Annotated in this window: 12 protein-coding genes; 10 read left to right on the top strand and 2 right to left on the bottom strand. The window is 61.3% G+C overall.

Annotated features, from left to right (window positions below; translation table 11 throughout):
- Positions 1 to 3 precede the first annotated feature (3 nt).
- The 3 genes from ahcY to metF all read left to right on the top strand — a co-directional run bounded on the left by ahcY (position 4) and on the right by metF (position 2,797).
- Positions 4 to 1,428 carry an adenosylhomocysteinase gene (gene ahcY / locus ACP7DE_RS18320; RefSeq protein ID WP_426073421.1) on the top strand — a complete coding sequence of 475 codons (1,425 nt, stop codon included), beginning with the start codon at positions 4 to 6 and terminating at the stop codon, positions 1,426 to 1,428.
- A 195-nt stretch (positions 1,429 to 1,623) separates the two neighbouring features.
- Positions 1,624 to 1,980 carry a phage holin family protein gene (locus ACP7DE_RS18315; protein WP_131687970.1) on the top strand — a complete coding sequence of 119 codons (357 nt, stop codon included), beginning with the start codon at positions 1,624 to 1,626 and terminating at the stop codon, positions 1,978 to 1,980.
- Entirely contained in the window at positions 1,967 to 2,797 is an 831-nt protein-coding gene (metF, locus tag ACP7DE_RS18310; RefSeq protein WP_426073420.1) for a methylenetetrahydrofolate reductase [NAD(P)H], read from the top strand. The genes ACP7DE_RS18315 and metF overlap by 14 nt, the downstream gene beginning before the upstream one ends.
- 15 nt (positions 2,798 to 2,812) lie before the next feature.
- On the opposite strand, the gene ACP7DE_RS18305 is transcribed toward metF, so the two are convergent.
- Complete coding sequence (locus ACP7DE_RS18305; RefSeq protein WP_426073419.1) at positions 2,813 to 3,412, bottom strand: 5-formyltetrahydrofolate cyclo-ligase; 600 nt, start codon at positions 3,410 to 3,412, stop codon at positions 2,813 to 2,815.
- 32 nt (positions 3,413 to 3,444) lie between these two features.
- Between ACP7DE_RS18305 and ACP7DE_RS18300 the strand changes: the two genes are divergently transcribed.
- The 4 genes from ACP7DE_RS18300 to ACP7DE_RS18285 all read left to right on the top strand — a co-directional run bounded on the left by ACP7DE_RS18300 (position 3,445) and on the right by ACP7DE_RS18285 (position 8,078).
- Positions 3,445 to 5,424: a transglycosylase SLT domain-containing protein gene (locus ACP7DE_RS18300; protein WP_426073418.1), complete on the top strand. Its 1,980-nt coding sequence runs from the start codon at positions 3,445 to 3,447 to the stop codon at positions 5,422 to 5,424.
- A gap of 22 nt (positions 5,425 to 5,446) precedes the next feature.
- Entirely contained in the window at positions 5,447 to 6,163 is a 717-nt protein-coding gene (locus ACP7DE_RS18295) for a glutathione S-transferase family protein (RefSeq protein WP_426073417.1), read from the top strand.
- Positions 6,164 to 6,176: 13 nt separating this feature from the next.
- Complete coding sequence (locus ACP7DE_RS18290; RefSeq protein ID WP_426073416.1) at positions 6,177 to 7,274, top strand: multifunctional CCA addition/repair protein; 1,098 nt, start codon at positions 6,177 to 6,179, stop codon at positions 7,272 to 7,274.
- An 87-nt stretch (positions 7,275 to 7,361) separates the two neighbouring features.
- Entirely contained in the window at positions 7,362 to 8,078 is a 717-nt protein-coding gene (locus tag ACP7DE_RS18285) for a GNAT family N-acetyltransferase (RefSeq protein ID WP_426073415.1), read from the top strand.
- On the opposite strand, the gene ACP7DE_RS18280 is transcribed toward ACP7DE_RS18285, so the two are convergent.
- Positions 8,079 to 8,603, bottom strand: a complete 525-nt coding sequence (locus tag ACP7DE_RS18280) for an Lrp/AsnC family transcriptional regulator (protein ID WP_070220829.1) — start codon at positions 8,601 to 8,603, stop codon at positions 8,079 to 8,081.
- A gap of 125 nt (positions 8,604 to 8,728) precedes the next feature.
- Here ACP7DE_RS18280 and hppD point away from each other — a divergent pair, with 125 nt between their 5' ends.
- From hppD to ACP7DE_RS18265, 3 genes are all read left to right on the top strand, one after another.
- On the top strand, positions 8,729 to 9,856 hold the full coding sequence (gene hppD / locus ACP7DE_RS18275) for a 4-hydroxyphenylpyruvate dioxygenase (protein WP_099377883.1): 1,128 nt from the start codon (positions 8,729 to 8,731) through the stop codon (positions 9,854 to 9,856).
- Between the two features lie 206 nt (positions 9,857 to 10,062).
- Positions 10,063 to 13,659 carry an indolepyruvate ferredoxin oxidoreductase family protein gene (locus tag ACP7DE_RS18270; RefSeq protein WP_426073414.1) on the top strand — a complete coding sequence of 1,199 codons (3,597 nt, stop codon included), beginning with the start codon at positions 10,063 to 10,065 and terminating at the stop codon, positions 13,657 to 13,659.
- Positions 13,660 to 13,775: 116 nt separating this feature from the next.
- Positions 13,776 to 15,275, top strand: a complete 1,500-nt coding sequence (locus ACP7DE_RS18265; protein WP_426073413.1) for a S41 family peptidase — start codon at positions 13,776 to 13,778, stop codon at positions 15,273 to 15,275.
- Positions 15,276 to 15,393 lie beyond the last annotated feature (118 nt).

Raw genomic sequence — 15,393 nt, 5'->3', positions numbered from 1 at the left:
GTGATGAACGCCGTACTCAAATCGCAACACGACTACACCATCGCCGATATCACTTTGGCCGCATGGGGCGACAAAGAAATCAAGATTGCTGAAACGGAAATGCCTGGCCTGATGGCCATCCGCGAGGAATTCGCGGCAGCGCAGCCCCTGAAAGGCGCGCGCATCACCGGTTCCATCCACATGACCATCCAGACCGCCGTGCTGATCCATACCCTGGAAGCACTGGGTGCGCAAGTGCGTTGGGCATCGTGCAACATTTACTCGACGCAAGATCACGCTGCCGCCGCCATCGCTGCCGCCGGCACGCCGGTCTTCGCCGTCAAGGGCGAGTCGCTCGATGACTACTGGGAATACACGCACCGCATCTTCGAATGGCCGAACGTGGACGGCAAGGCTGTCTACTCGAACATGATCCTCGACGATGGCGGCGATGCGACCCTGCTGCTGCACCTGGGCGTGCGCGCGGAAACCGATCTGTCGGTGCTGGCCAACCCGGGTTCGGAAGAAGAAATCTGCATGTTCAACTCGATCAAGAAACACTTGCTGGTTGACCCGACCTGGTACTCGAAGCGTCTGCCGGAAATCCTCGGCGTGACGGAAGAAACCACCACCGGCGTGCACCGTTTGTATCAAATGCACAAGGAAGGCAAGCTGGCTTTCCCTGCGATCAACGTGAACGATTCCGTCACGAAATCGAAATTCGATAACCTGTATGGCTGCCGTGAATCCCTGGTCGACGGCATCAAGCGCGCCACCGACGTGATGATCGCCGGTAAAGTGGCCGTCATCGCCGGTTACGGTGACGTCGGCAAGGGTTCGGCCCAAGCCATGCGCGCCCTGTCGGCGCAAGTATGGGTGACGGAAGTTGATCCGATCTGCGCACTGCAGGCGGCGATGGAAGGCTACCGCGTGGTGACCATGGATTACGCCTGCGAACACGGCGACATCTTCGTGACCTGCACGGGCAACTATCACATCCTCACGCACGATCACCTGACGCGCATGAAAGACCAGGCCATCGTCTGCAACATTGGTCACTTCGACAATGAAATCGACGTCGCTTCGTTGAAGCAATACGAGTGGGAAAACATCAAGCCGCAAGTCGACCACATCATCTTCCCGTCGGGCCGCCGCATCATCCTGCTGGCCGAAGGCCGCCTGGTCAACCTCGGTTGCGGCACGGGCCACCCGTCGTACGTGATGAGCTCGTCGTTCGCCAACCAGACGATCGCCCAGATCGAGCTGTACGCAAACACGGCCAACTACCCGGTCGGCGTGTACACCTTGCCAAAACACCTGGATGAAAAAGTCGCTCGTTTACAACTCAAAAAGTTGAATGCGCAGCTGACGGAACTGACGCAAGAGCAAGCCGACTACATCGGCGTGCGCACGGAAGGTCCATACAAACCAGAGCATTACCGCTATTAATTGGTTGCTTGCCTCGGGAACCTACTGCGCGGCGCGGGGCGCGGCCGGCGATGCTCGCTGTACCTTCGTACAGCTGCGCTTCTCGGCCACGCCGCGCATCCGCTCGCTACGGTTCGCGAGGCAACGAGGCTCACTTGTGTAATTTGAAAAGTCCGGCCTTCGCCGGTCTATTATCACTTTTGACAGGCTAGAGAAATGCGCTTGCTACTGATTTGGTTTATCAATGCGGCAGCCCTGTTTGCCGTCCCTTATTTGATGCACTCGGTGACGATGAGCAGCGGCTGGACCGCGCTGCTGGCCGCTGCCGTGCTGGGACTGGTTAATGCGCTGATCCGTCCTTTGCTGATCTTGCTGACCCTGCCCGTGACGTTCTTGTCGCTGGGCCTGTTCATTTTGATCATCAATGGCTTCATGTTCTGGCTGGTGGCGCAAGTGATCGACGGTTTCCATGTCGCCAGTTTCTGGTCTGCCGTGGGCGGTGCCATTTTGTACAGCATCATTTCCTGGGCCCTGTCGACCTTACTGTTGAGTAATGACGATGGAAAAGCATAATTTCAGTATTGAGTTTTTCCCGCCGAAAACCCCGGAAGGGGCGGAAAAGCTGCGCGCCACGCGTATCAAGTTGTCTGAATTGCATCCGAAGTATTTCTCGGTGACGTTTGGCGCCGGTGGCACCACGCAGCAGGGTACCCTGGACACCGTGCGCGAAATCCTGGCGGCCGGCGAACAAGCCGCGCCCCATCTGTCTTGCGTCGGCGGTTCGCGCGCATCGATCCGCACCGTGCTGGCCGACTTCAAGGCGGCCGGCGTGAGCCGTATCGTGGCCTTGCGGGGCGACTTGCCGAGTGGCTACGGCGCCTCGGGCGAGTTCCGCTACGCCAACGAGCTGGTGGAATTCATCCGCGCCGAGACGGGCGACCATTTTCATATCGAAGTGGCCGCCTATCCGGAAGTGCACCCGCAAGCCCGTTCGCCGCAGGATGACTTGAACGCGTTTGCGCGCAAGGTGCAAGCCGGCGCCGATGCGGCCATCACCCAGTACTTCTACAATGCCGACGCGTATTTCCAGTTTGTCGAGCAGACGCAGAAGATGGGCATCAACGTGCCCATCGTGGCCGGCATCATGCCGATCACGAATTACACGCAGCTGATGCGCTTTTCGGACATGTGCGGCGCGGAAATTCCACGCTGGGTGCGTCTGAAACTGGCCAGCTTCGGCGACGACAGCGCCTCCATCAAGGCCTTTGGCCTGGACGTGGTGACGGGCTTGTGCGAGCGTTTGCTGGAAGGCGGCGTACCAGGCTTGCATTTCTATAGCATGAACCAGGCGGCTGCCACGACGGCTTTGTGGCAGCGCCTGGTGAAGTAATATCGTTCTGATTCGTCAGAACAGATCGCCCTCGGTCATGATGTGATCGAGGGCGATGTCGTATTCGCCGTTGGGAAAGCTGGCCGCCTGGCAAACATAGGCGATGCCGAGCGTGCGCGGACGCGGCGTTTGCGCCAGGGTACGGTCGTAGTAGCCGCCGCCATAGCCGAGGCGATACCGTTCTCCATTGAATCCCAGGCAAGGCACCAGCAGGGTGGCGGGCGCCGGGCGCAGGCGCAATTGTGCCGGCACGGCCACGCCCATGCCATCCTTCACCATGGGCTCGCCCGGCGTCCAGGCGGAAAAGGCCAGCGGCGCATGCTTTTCCAGCACCACCGGCAAGCTTAATTGCACGCCGCGAGCGGCCAGCTGCGCATACGCGCCGTGCAAGTCCGGCTCGCCATGCAGGGGCCAGTACACGCCCAGCTCCTTGACGTTTTCCTGCGCGCACCAGTCCAGCAGGCGCTGCGCGATGGCCGTATCCCACCCTGCGCGCGTGGTCTCGGGCAGGGCGCGGCGGGCCGCCAGCAGGGCCTTGCGCAAGCCGGCCTTGTCCTGTGGCGCAATGGGTGGCCGTGTAGCCGGATCGCATGTTATTCTAGGGTCGCTATTCATATCACCATCAAGTTAAGATTGAGAGTCGTACATTGATTTCCCCACTGAAATGGATTGCCGGCACGATGCTGTGTGTTGCATCGGCCTTGTCTCCCCTGGCCGCCCTGGCCCAGGTATCCGCCACCGTCTCTCCTGCCGCCCCCGACACGCGCAGCGAGGATGATGCCTTCCTGCTGCTGCGCGACGCCGCGCGCAAGGATGACGCCGAAAAAGCCGACTTTTATGCGGGACGCCTGACGAATTACCAGATTCCATCGTATGTTGACTATTATCGGCTGAAACCGCGCATCAAACAGTTGACCGAGGCGCAATTTCGCGATTACCTGAATCGCTACAAGGGCAGCGCCATCGCCGACCGTTTCCGCAACGACTGGCTGCTGGAGCTGGGCCGCAAGCGCGACTGGGTCGTGTTTGACGAGCAATATCCGCAATTCGCCCTCGATGACGACACCCAGCTCAAGTGCTACGCGCTGATGTCGCGTGCCGCCAAAGGCCAGAACGTGGCACCCGAGGCGCGCAACCTGCTGGTGTCGCCACCCGGCTATGGCGAAGCGTGCGGCAGCCTGATTGCCGCCTTGGCGCAAAATGGCCAGTTCGACACGAATGACCTGTGGGCGCAGATCCGCCTGGCGGGCCAGACGAATGCCACGGGCCCGGCGCGCCGCATCGCGCTGCTGCTGGGTGCGTCCGATGCGAAGATGGCGCAAGCCATCGATTTGCCCGCGTTGATGCTGGCCAAAGGACCGGGGCCAAGTCGCGCCGACCATGAGATGTACCTGGTGGCCGTGGGGCGCATGGCGAAAAGCACCCTGAAGCTGGGCGTGGTGGCGTTGCAAAAGGCCAGCGGACAACTGACGGCGCAGGAGCAAGCCATCGGCTGGGCCAGCCTGGCCTTGCAGGCATCGTATTCGCTGGCGCCGGAAGCGTTTGAATATTGGCAAAAAACCAATGGCGCACCGTTGACCCAGGAGCAGATGCAGTGGAAAACGCGCATTGCCTTGCGCGAAGGCAACTGGCCCATGGTGAAGTCGTCCATCCAGGCCATGCCGGCCTCCCTGCGCACGGACCCCACCTGGGTCTATTGGCTGGCGCGCGCGCAGCAGGCGGAAACGCCGGACCGCCCGAATGCGCAAGCCGATACCCTGTATCGCACGATTTCCGAGCAATCGAACTTTTACGGCTTGCTGGCCAATGAAGAGCTGGGCAACCATTTGGTGCTGCCGCCGCCGGGCCAGCCCGTCACGCCGGCGGAAATCGCCGCCATGGCCGCCAATCCGGGCTTGCAGCGGGCCTTGAAATTCTTCAACATGCGCTTGCGCTTTGAAGGCACGCGCGAGTGGAACTGGGAATTGCGTTCGATGACGGATCGCCAACATCTGGCGGCTGCGGAATTTGCGCGTCAGAAGAACGTGCTCGACCGCATGGTCAACACCTCGGACCGCACGCGCCTGGAAGTCGATTACACGCAGCGCTATCCGACGCCGCACGACGACGTCATGCACCCGGCCACGCAAACCCTGGGCCTGGACAAGGCCTGGGTGTATGGCTTGATCCGCCAGGAATCGCGCTTCATCATGGATGCGCAGTCGCATGTGGGCGCCTCCGGTTTGATGCAGGTGATGCCGTCGACGGCCCGTTATGTCGCCAAGAAGATCGGCCTGACCGATTTCGTGACGGAAACCTTGAGCGATGTACGCACCAACGTCTTGCTGGGCACGAATTACCTGAACATGGTGCTGGGCGGCCTCGATGGTTCGCAAGTGCTGGCCAGCGCCGCCTACAACGCGGGGCCGGGGCGCTTGCGCATCTGGCGCGCCACCATGACGCGTCCGCTGGAAGGCGCCGTCTTCGCCGAGATCATTCCGTACACAGAAACGCGCGGCTATGTGAAAAACGTGATGGCCAACGCCACCTATTACGCGGCCCTGTTCGAGAAGCGCCCGCAATCGCTGAAAGCGCGCCTGGGTACCGTGGGGCCGAAAAACAGCGCCATCGCGGCCGATTTGCCTTGAACCATACCTTTGATACCCGACCATGCAAACGACCATCCTTGACCCCAGCCTGACGCAAACCCTGGCCGCCGCGCGCGAGCCGGGCCTGACCCTCATCATCGGCAACAAGAATTACTCTTCGTGGTCGATGCGCCCGTGGGTGGCCATGACGGCCTTCGGCATCCCGTTCCAGGAAGTGCGCGTGCTGCTCGACCAGAGCGACACGGCCACCAACATCGCCGAGTATTCCGCCTGCGGCCGGGTCCCCGTGCTGCTGGCGGGCGAGATCACGATCTGGGATAGCCTGGCCATTTGCGAATACCTGGCCGAGCAGTTTCCCGATAAACACATGTGGCCGCAAGATGTGGCCGCGCGCGCCATGGCGCGCTGTGTCTGCGCGGAAATGCATTCCGGTTTCTCCGGCTTGCGCACGGATATGTCGATGAATATCAAGGCCAAGTTGCCGGGACGGGGCCGCACGGCCGCCGCGCAGGCCGACATTGGCCGCATCAGCGAAATCTGGGAAGAGTGCTTGTCGCGTTTTGGCCACCACCAGTTCCTGTTTGGCGAGTTTTCCATCGCCGATGCGTATTTCGCCCCCGTCGTCATGCGTTTCCGTACCTATGGCGTGAGCCTGGCGCCGGCGCTGAACGCGTATTGCGAGCGCGTGCAGGCGCACCCTGCCGTGGCCCGCTGGATCACGGAAGCGCTGGCGGAGACGGAAGTCGCTGCCAAGCACGACGCGGAATTGCCCGATTAAAGAGAAGTTCACCATGAAGATTTACACGGTCGGTGGCGCGGTGCGCGACCAACTGCTGGGCTTGCCCGTGAAAGACCACGACCACGTCGTCGTGGGCGCTACGCCGGAAGACATGCTGCGCCAGGGTTTTCGCCCCGTGGGCAAGGATTTCCCCGTGTTTTTGCACCCGAAGACGCAGGAAGAATACGCCTTGGCCCGCACGGAGCGCAAGACGGCGCCCGGCTATCGGGGCTTTGTCTTCCACACGGCGCCCGACGTCACCCTGGAAGATGACTTGGTGCGGCGCGATCTCACCATCAACGCCATTGCCCGGGCCGAAGACGGCAGCCTGACCGACCCGTTCGGCGGCATCGAGGATATCCAGAATAAAATCTTCCGCCACGTTTCCGACGCGTTCGGCGAAGACCCCGTGCGCATCTTGCGCCTGGCCCGCTTTGCCGCCCGTTTCGACGCTTTTACGGTTGCGCCCGCTACCATGGCGCTGATGCGCCAGATGGTGGCCGACGGCGAAGTCGACGCCCTGGTGGCTGAGCGCGTGTGGCAGGAAGTGGCCAAGGGGCTGATGGAAAGCCACCCTTCGCGCATGCTGACGGTGCTGCACGAATGCGGCGCGCTGGCGCGCATCATGGGAGAAATCCAGCTGAGCGAGCACTTGCTGCAGGTCATCGATCATGCCGCCGCGCAAGGTCATGACTTGCCCGTGCGCTTCGCCGCCTTGATGCTACATATAAGCAAGGATGCCATCGAGCAGCTGAGCGAGCGCCTGCGCGTGCCCAACGAGTGCCGCGCGCTGGCCGTCATGGCAGCGCGCGAGCTGGACCATATCAATGGCGCGCTGGAGTTGAGCGCTGAAGCCATCGTCGCCTTGTGCGAACGCTGCGACGGCTTGCGCAAGCCGCAGCGCTTTGCGCAACTGCTACAGGCCGTGGCTTGCGATGGGCTGGTCAGCGGCGACTTTGCGCCGGCGGCACGGCTGCAGGGTGGCCTGGACGCGGCGCGCGCCGTCAACGCAGGGGCGCTGGCGCAAGGTTGCGCGGAGCCGAAACGCATCCCTGAAGTCATCCATGCGGCGCGGGTGGCGGCCGTGCAAGCATTCCTGGCCCAGGCTTGAATGGCGGGAATAGGCTACAATGGCGCCACAATGTTGCGCTGCACAATGCCGGCCTGACGTGCCGCAGCACCGCCCCCAGGAGTCGTCGTGACCTTACCCAAGCTGTTTCAAAACCCGTTTCGCCGTTGGCTCAGCCGTAGCGGCGGTGGGCGTCCGACCGTGCTGGTCAAGCAGTTGCATGAGCGCGACCGGCGCCGCATGATGAAGCATTTCCTGTCGCTCGAGAAAAGCGACCGGCTGCTGCGCTTCGGCAGCGCCTTGCCCGATGAACTGGTGGCGCAGTACGTACAGAAGATGGATTTCTCGCGCGACATGATTTATGGCGTCTACAACAGTCTGTTCAAGCTGGTGGGCGTGGGGCATCTGGCGTTCGCGCCGAAAGACAAGTCGCCGGCGAAAAGTGTCGTCACGGACAAGGAGCAGGTGGCCGAGTTTGGCGTGTCCGTGTCGAAATCCATGCGCGGCATGGGCGTCGGTTCGAAACTGTTCGAGCGGGCGGCGATTCACTGCCGTAACAACGATGTCGATACCCTGTACATGCATTGTTTGTCGTCGAACAAGACGATGATGCATATCGCCAAGAAGGCGGGCATGGAAATCCAGCGCGACTATGGCGAAGCCGATGCCTATTTGAAACTGTTGCCGCCGAATCCATCCAGCATGCTGCAGGAAGCCGTGCAGGAGCAGTTTGCCATGTTCGACTACACGCTCAAGGCGAACGCGCGCGCCGCGTATAAACTGTTCGAACGCTTGCCGGGACGCAAGAGACCAGCGCCGCCCCCGCCATCCCCGCCAGCAGAGTAATTACAGCAGCGGCAGGGCCGTCGTATCCTTGATGCGCTGCAAGGCAAAGCTCGATTTGACGTCCAGCACGGCCGGGTGGCGCAGCAGGGTCGCCATCATGAAGCGCGAAAAGTGCTCCATGTCTTCTACGTGCACGCGCAACAGATAATCCATTTCGCCCGTCATCGCATAGCAAGCCACCACTTCCGGCCAATGCGCCACGGCCACGGCGAAGTCGGCGCGCGGCGAGGTATTCGTCACCAGGTTGGGCGCCAGCACGCGCGCCGTGCTGTGGGCGGTGGCGTCGCTGTGCTTTTCCAGCCGCACATTCACGTAAGCGAGCAAGCCCAGGCCGATCTTTTCCGGGTCCAGCAAGGCCACGTACTGGCGGATGACGCCCGCTTCTTCCAGCCGTTTGACGCGGCGCAAGCATGGCGACGGCGACAGGCTGACCTGCTCGGCCACGTCCTGATTCGACAATCGGCCATCGGCCTGCAGGACGGCAAGGATCTTGCGGTCCGTTTTATCCAGCGTAATTTTGCTCATGCTCCCTCCGGTGGTTCTCGTTTCACGCAATATTATTGCGCAAATCATGATTGTTCGGGAGATCTTTGGCATTTAATGCCCGTGACCCACGCCTATACTGTGCGCTACTTCTTGGAGGAGACATCATGCAATTTCAGCCTTGGGATAACCCGATGGGTACCGATGGTTTCGAGTTCGTCGAGTATGCAGCACCAGACCCAAAAGCATTGGGCAAGCTGTTCGAGAACATGGGCTTCACGGCCATCGCGCGCCACCGTCACAAGGATGTGACCCTGTACCGTCAGGGCGACATCAATTTCATCATCAATGCCGAACAAGATTCGTTCGCGCAGCGTTTTGCCCGCCATCATGGCCCGTCCGTGTGCGCCATCGCCATCCGTGTTGACGACGCGGCCTTTGTGTATCGCCGCGCGCTGGAACTGGGCGCCTGGGGTTTCGACAATAAAACGGGGCCGATGGAGCTGAATATCCCCGCCATCAAGGGCGTGGGCGATTCCCTGCTGTACTTCGTCGACCGCTGGCGCGGCAAGGGCGCCGACAAGCCGGACGCGGCCGCTCCTGGCGGCATCGGCGACATCAGCATCTATGACGTCGACTTCGTCGCCATTCCCGGCGCCGTCGCCAACCCGGTCGGCCATGGCCTGACCTATATCGACCACCTGACGCACAATGTGCACCGTGGCCGCATGAAGGAATGGGCGACGTTCTATGAAAGCCTGTTCAATTTCCGCGAGGTGCGCTATTTCGACATCGAAGGCAAGCTGACGGGCCTCAAATCCAAGGCCATGACTTCGCCGTGCGGCAAGATCCGCATTCCGATCAATGAATCGTCGGACGATAAGTCGCAGATCGCCGAATACCTGGACCAGTACCATGGCGAAGGCATCCAGCACATCGCCCTGGGCACGGACAATATCTACGCGTCGGTGCAAGGCATGCGCGATACGGGTATCGATTTCCAGGACACGATTGAAACTTACTATGAACTGGTCAACCGCCGCCTGCCGAATCACGGCGAACAGCTGGAAGAACTGCGCCGTTTGCGCATCCTGATCGATGGCCACAGCACGGAAACGGAACGCGAACTGTTGCTGCAAATCTTCACGCAGACGGTGATCGGCCCGATCTTCTTCGAGATCATCCAGCGCAAGGGCGACCAGGGCTTCGGCGAAGGCAATTTCCGCGCCCTGTTCGAATCGATCGAGCTGGACCAGATCAAGCGCGGCGTGCTGAAAGATACGAATGCGGCGTAATGTTGCTTTGTAACAAGCAGTAGTGAAAATAGCAGCAAAAAGGTAACAACGCAGGAGTGCAGCGCAGCAAAGAACTGCGCGCATTCCTGTGGTAGTCTACGACAAACAAGTCATTTTTCCGCACCGGCATGCTCACAAAGCGCGGCCGGTACGTGTGAGTTCAACCGACTTTGCACGCGTAGCACAGAGAATAATGGAGACAAGTAATGAATGCACCAATCAAGGGCTCGAGTCTTGAGCCGGGCGCGCACGCGTCTGAAATTTCCCTGAACGACAAATACACGCTAGAGCGTGGCCGCGCCTTCATGACGGGCACACAAGCGCTGATCCGCCTGCCCATGTTGCAGCGCGAGCGCGATCTCAAGGCTGGCCTGAATACGGCTGGCTACATCACCGGTTACCGCGGTTCGCCTGTGACGTCTGTCGACATGACGGCGATCAAGGCCAAGAAATACCTCGATGAACACCACGTCAAATTCCACCCGGGCCTGAACGAAGACCTGGCCGCCACGGCTGTCTGGGGCACGCAGCAAACGAATCTGTTCGAAGACGCGAAATACGACGGCGTGTTCGGCATGTGGTACGGCAAGGGTCCCGGCGTCGACCGCTGCGGCGACGTCTTCAAGCACGCGAATAACGCCGGCTCCGCCAAGCACGGCGGCGTGCTGGTGCTGGCCGGCGACGACCATGCGGCGAAATCCTCGTCCACGGCGCACCAGTCCGACCATATCCTGAACGCTTGCGGCATCCCCGTGCTGTACCCGTCGTCGGTGCAGGAGTACATCGATTACGGCTTGCACGCCTGGGCCATGAGCCGCTACACGGGCCTGTGGGTCTCGATGAAATGCGTGACCGATATCATCGAGTCGGGCGCCGCCGTCGATTTCGACCCGGACCGCGTGCAGATCACCTTGCCGACCGACTTCGAGATGCCGGCTGGTGGCTTGAACATCCGCTGGCCCGACACGGTGCTGGAACAAGAAGTCCGCATGAACAGCTACAAATGGTATGCGGCGCTGGCCTATGCGCGTGCCAACAAACTCAATAAAATCATCTGGGACAGCCCGAAGGCGCGCATCGGCATCATCACGGCCGGCAAATCCTACCTGGACACGCGCCAGGCGCTGGCCGACCTGGGCATCGACGAGCAGACGGCGTCCGACATCGGCATCCGCCTGTACAAGATCGGCATGACCTGGCCGCTGGAAGCGGACGGCGTGCACGAATTTGCCAAGGGCCTCGATGAAATCCTCGTGGTGGAAGAAAAGCGTCAAATCCTCGAATACGCGCTGAAGGAAGAACTGTATAACTTGAAGGATGGCGAGCGTCCGCGCGTGGTCGGCAAGTTCGACGACACGGGCGAATGGAGCAACCAGAAGGGCACGGGTCACGGCGACTGGCTGCTGCCTGCCACGTATGAGCTGAACCCGGCCATGATCGCGCGCGCGATTGCCAGCCGCATTTCGCGCTACTATGCGGGTCATCCGGTCGAGCAGCGCGTGAAGGAACGCATCGCCTACCTGGAAGCCAAAGAGAATGTGCTGAAAGCGATCAGCGTGAAACCCGATCCGCAAAAAGACCGCACGCCGTTCTTCTGCTCCGGCTGTCCGCACAATAGCTCGACCAAGGTGCCGGAAGGCTCGCGCGCGCTGGCCGGCATCGGCTGTCACTACATGGTGCTGTGGATGGACCGCGAGACGTCGACGTTTACCCACATGGGCGCCGAAGGCGTCACGTGGGTGGGGCAGGCGCCGTTCACGAATGAAAAGCACGTGTTTACCAACCTCGGTGACGGCACGTATTTCCACTCGGGCATCCTGGCGATCCGCGCCGCCGTCTCGGCCAAGGTGAACATCACTTACAAAATCCTGTTCAACGATGCGGTGGCCATGACGGGCGGCCAGGAATTCGACGGCCCCCTGTCGCCGGCCATCATTTCGCGCCAGATCGCCGCCGAAGGCGTGGGCCCCATCATCGTCGTCACTGACGAACCGGAAAAATACCCGGACGATTACGCCTGGGCCGAAGGCGTCACCGTGCGCCACCGTTCGGAACTGATGGACGTGCAGCGCGAATTGCGCGACATGCCCGGCGTGTCGGCCATGATTTACGACCAGACCTGCGCCTCGGAAAAACGCCGCCGCCGGAAACGCAATGAGTATCCGGACCCGGCCAAGCGCGCCGTCATCAACGAAGCCGTCTGCGAAGGCTGCGGCGACTGCTCCGTGCAATCGAACTGCCTGTCGGTGGAACCGCTGGAAACGGACCTGGGGCGCAAGCGCCAGATCAACCAGTCGTCCTGCAACAAGGATTTCTCGTGCACGACGGGTTTCTGCCCCAGCTTCGTGACAGTGGAAGGCGGCGGATTGAAAAAGCCGAAGAAAGCGGCGAGCGCCGACAAGGATGCGCCAGCCGCACCGGCCTTGCCGACGCCAGTCATTCCTTCGACGGCGGAGCCGTTCGGCATTTTAGTCACCGGCATCGGCGGCACGGGCGTGGTCACTGTCGGCCAGATCCTGGCCATGGCGGCGCACGTGGAAGGCAAGGGGTGTTCCGTGCTCGACATGAGCGGCCTGGCGCAAAAGGGCGGCCCCGTGATGTCGCATGTGCGCCTGGCGGACCGCCAGGAAGATATCCACTCGACGCGCGTCGGCACCGGTGCGGCCGATCTCGTCATCGGCTGCGATTTGATCGTCACGGCCAGCCGCGACGCCCTGTCGCGCATGGGTGAAGGACGCAGTTGGGCCATGATCAACTCGACCAGCTCGTCGACGGCCGCCTTCGTGAAAAACCCGGACTGGCAATTCCCCGGTGCTTCCGCGCGCATGGAAATCGAAAAGGCGTGCGGCAGCGACCACGTCGACTTCATCGACGCGGGCCAGATCGCTACGGCGCTGATGGGCGACTCGATCGCGACGAATATGTTCATGCTCGGTTATGCCTGGCAAAAGGGCAAAGTGCCGCTCACCGAAGCGTCCATCATGAAAGCCATCGACTTGAACAACGTCTCGGTGGCATTCAACAAGGCCGCCTTCAACTGGGGCCGCACGGGCGCCCACGATACGGCCAGCCTGGTGCGCATGACGACGCCGGCGAAAGTGGTGGAATTCAAGCGCATCGACACGCTCGACGACATCATCGAAAAGCGCGTGGCTCTGCTGACGGCCTACCAGGATCGCGCGTATGCGCAACAGTACCTGGACTTCGTCGGCCAGGTGCGCGCGGCCGAAAGCGCCCTGAATGGCCCGCAGCTGCGCCTGACGGAAGCCGTGGCCCGCTATTTCTACAAGCTGATGGCTTACAAGGACGAATACGAGGTGGCGCGCCTGTACACGGACGGCGCCTTCCAGGCGAAGATCGCCGCCATGTTCGAAGGCGACATCAAGCTCAAATTCCACCTGGCGCCGCCGATCATGGCGAAAACGGATGCCCAGGGCCATCTGATCAAGAAGGAATATGGCCCGTGGATGCTGAAGGCCTTCGGCGTGCTGGCCAAGTTCAAGGGCTTGCGTGGCACGGCCTTCGACGTGTTCGGCCACACGGCCGAGCGCAAGATGGAACGCGCGCTGATTCTTGAATACCGTGCAACGGTGGGCGGCTTGCTGCCGAAACTGACGACGGCCAAGCTGGCGCAAGCCGTGGCCATTGCCAGCATCCCGGAAGACATCCGCGGCTATGGTCACGTGAAGGAGCGTCATTTGAAGGCGGCGAAAGAGAAGGAAGCCAGTTTGCTGATCGCCTTCAACGCGCCGACGCCGCTGCCGCCCATCGTGGCAGCACCCGTGGCGGCCACCGTGGCGTGATGGTGAGCGAGACACTCTAGCAATGGCGCCTGCGGGCGCCATTGTGTTAAAGAAAACAACGCCTGTTGGTAAAACGCCTTATAATTTTTCGATAATTTCTTTTCGGAAAGTTTGCTATGTCTTCCCTGCGCCTCTCTTCCCTGGCCGTTCCTCTCGTATTGTTGTTGAGCGCCTGCGGCGGTGGTGGCGGCAGCAGCGACAGTGCGGCCGTCGTGCCGCCCTTGACGCCGACGGGTCCCACGGCGCTGGTCGCTTCCTCCACGGTCGCGAACCGCTGCGAGGCACCGCGCAGCGGCAGCAGCATCGACAAGCAGGGTAGCTTGCTCGATGAACTGACGTGGGTGCGCAGCTGGATCGATGAAACCTATCTGTGGTACCGCGAAGTGCCGACCACCTACCAGCCGCAAAGCTTCACCACGCCCATCGCGTATTTCGACGTGCTGAAAACAACGGCCACGATGGCGTCCGGCAAGCCGAAGGACCAGTTCCATTTCACGTACACGACGGCGGAATGGGAAGCCTCGCTCAATGGCGTGGAGTTGGGCTACGGCATGTTGCTGGCGCTGACGCGCACCACGCCGCCGCGCAAGGCGGTGATCTCGATCGTCGAGCCGGGCTCGCCGGCGGCACTGGCGGGTTTGCAGCGCGGCGACCTGCTGCAAACCATCGATGGCGTCGATTTCGTCTATGCCCCCGATACGGCCAGCGTGAAGATCATCAACGCGGGACTGTTCCCCAAGGCACAAGGCACGCACACGCTGGGATTCAGCCGCAACGGGGCACCCATGTCCGTGAGCCTGACGGCGGTGGACGTGAACACCAGCGCCGTGCAGAACGAGCGTATCATCGACACCCCCACGGGCAAGGTGGGCTATCTGACCTTCAACACCCACAATAATGTCGCCGAGCGCCAGCTGGTCGAGACCATGCGCCGCTTCCAGGCGGCCGGCATCAGCGACCTGGTGCTTGACGTGCGCTACAACGGCGGCGGCTACCTGGATGTCGCCAGCGAACTTGCTTACATGATTGCCGGCCCGCAAGTCACCACCGGCAAGACCTTCGAGCAGGTGCTCTTCAACGACAAGACGCGTCCGGAAGCGCCCGTGCCATTCCATGCGCAAAGCCAGGGCTTTGCCGGGCCGAACCCTCTGCCCAAGGGGACGGTGCTGCCCTCCCTGGGGCTCAAGCGGGTGACCTTGCTGACAACGGGCAATACCTGCTCGGCCAGTGAAGCCATCATCAATGGCTTACGCGGCGTGGACGTGCAAGTCAACCTGATCGGCGGCACGACGTGCGGCAAGCCCTACGGTTTCTACCCCAGGCCGAACTGCGGCACCACGTACTTCGCCGTGCAGTTCCAGGGTGTCAACGCCAAGGGCTTTGGCGACTTCGCCGATGGCATGGCGCCGACCTGCGACGTGGCGGACGATTATCAGCACCAGTTGGGCGACACGGCCGAAGGCATGCTGGCGGCGGCGCTGCGCTACCGCAGCAGCGGCAGCTGCACGCCGGCCACGGGGGCGACCAGGCTGTTGAGTTCGATGCAGAATCCGGCCGATACGTCCATGCGCCTGCTGCGGCCGGCCTACCAGGAAATTGCGATAAGGCAACGATAGCGCGCGCCTTTTTCTCGAATATATTTCTATATAACAATTATGATATATGGAAAGACAAATCCATTCGTTCTATAAACACTGGCATTTTGATATCTTTCGCTTTCTCCCTAACCTTGAG

Source organism: Janthinobacterium sp. DSP2-3-3, assembly GCF_049897325.1.
Taxonomy (GTDB): domain Bacteria; phylum Pseudomonadota; class Gammaproteobacteria; order Burkholderiales; family Burkholderiaceae_D; genus Janthinobacterium.
This window is presented reverse-complemented; position numbering and strand designations above follow the sequence as displayed.

Excerpts from the sequence above, each read along its gene's own strand:
- ahcY (WP_426073421.1), top strand. The coding sequence starts at position 4 with ATGAACGCCGTACTCAAATCGCAACACGACTACACCATCGCCGATATC.
- ACP7DE_RS18315 (WP_131687970.1), top strand. The coding sequence starts at position 1,624 with ATGCGCTTGCTACTGATTTGGTTTATCAATGCGGCAGCCCTGTTTGCC.
- metF (WP_426073420.1), top strand. The coding sequence starts at position 1,967 with ATGGAAAAGCATAATTTCAGTATTGAGTTTTTCCCGCCGAAAACCCCG.
- ACP7DE_RS18305 (WP_426073419.1), bottom strand. The coding sequence starts at position 3,412 with ATGAATAGCGACCCTAGAATAACATGCGATCCGGCTACACGGCCACCC.
- ACP7DE_RS18295 (WP_426073417.1), top strand. The coding sequence starts at position 5,447 with ATGCAAACGACCATCCTTGACCCCAGCCTGACGCAAACCCTGGCCGCC.
- ACP7DE_RS18290 (WP_426073416.1), top strand. The coding sequence starts at position 6,177 with ATGAAGATTTACACGGTCGGTGGCGCGGTGCGCGACCAACTGCTGGGC.
- ACP7DE_RS18280 (WP_070220829.1), bottom strand. The coding sequence starts at position 8,603 with ATGAGCAAAATTACGCTGGATAAAACGGACCGCAAGATCCTTGCCGTC.
- hppD (WP_099377883.1), top strand. The coding sequence starts at position 8,729 with ATGCAATTTCAGCCTTGGGATAACCCGATGGGTACCGATGGTTTCGAG.
- ACP7DE_RS18270 (WP_426073414.1), top strand. The coding sequence starts at position 10,063 with ATGAATGCACCAATCAAGGGCTCGAGTCTTGAGCCGGGCGCGCACGCG.
- ACP7DE_RS18265 (WP_426073413.1), top strand. The coding sequence starts at position 13,776 with ATGTCTTCCCTGCGCCTCTCTTCCCTGGCCGTTCCTCTCGTATTGTTG.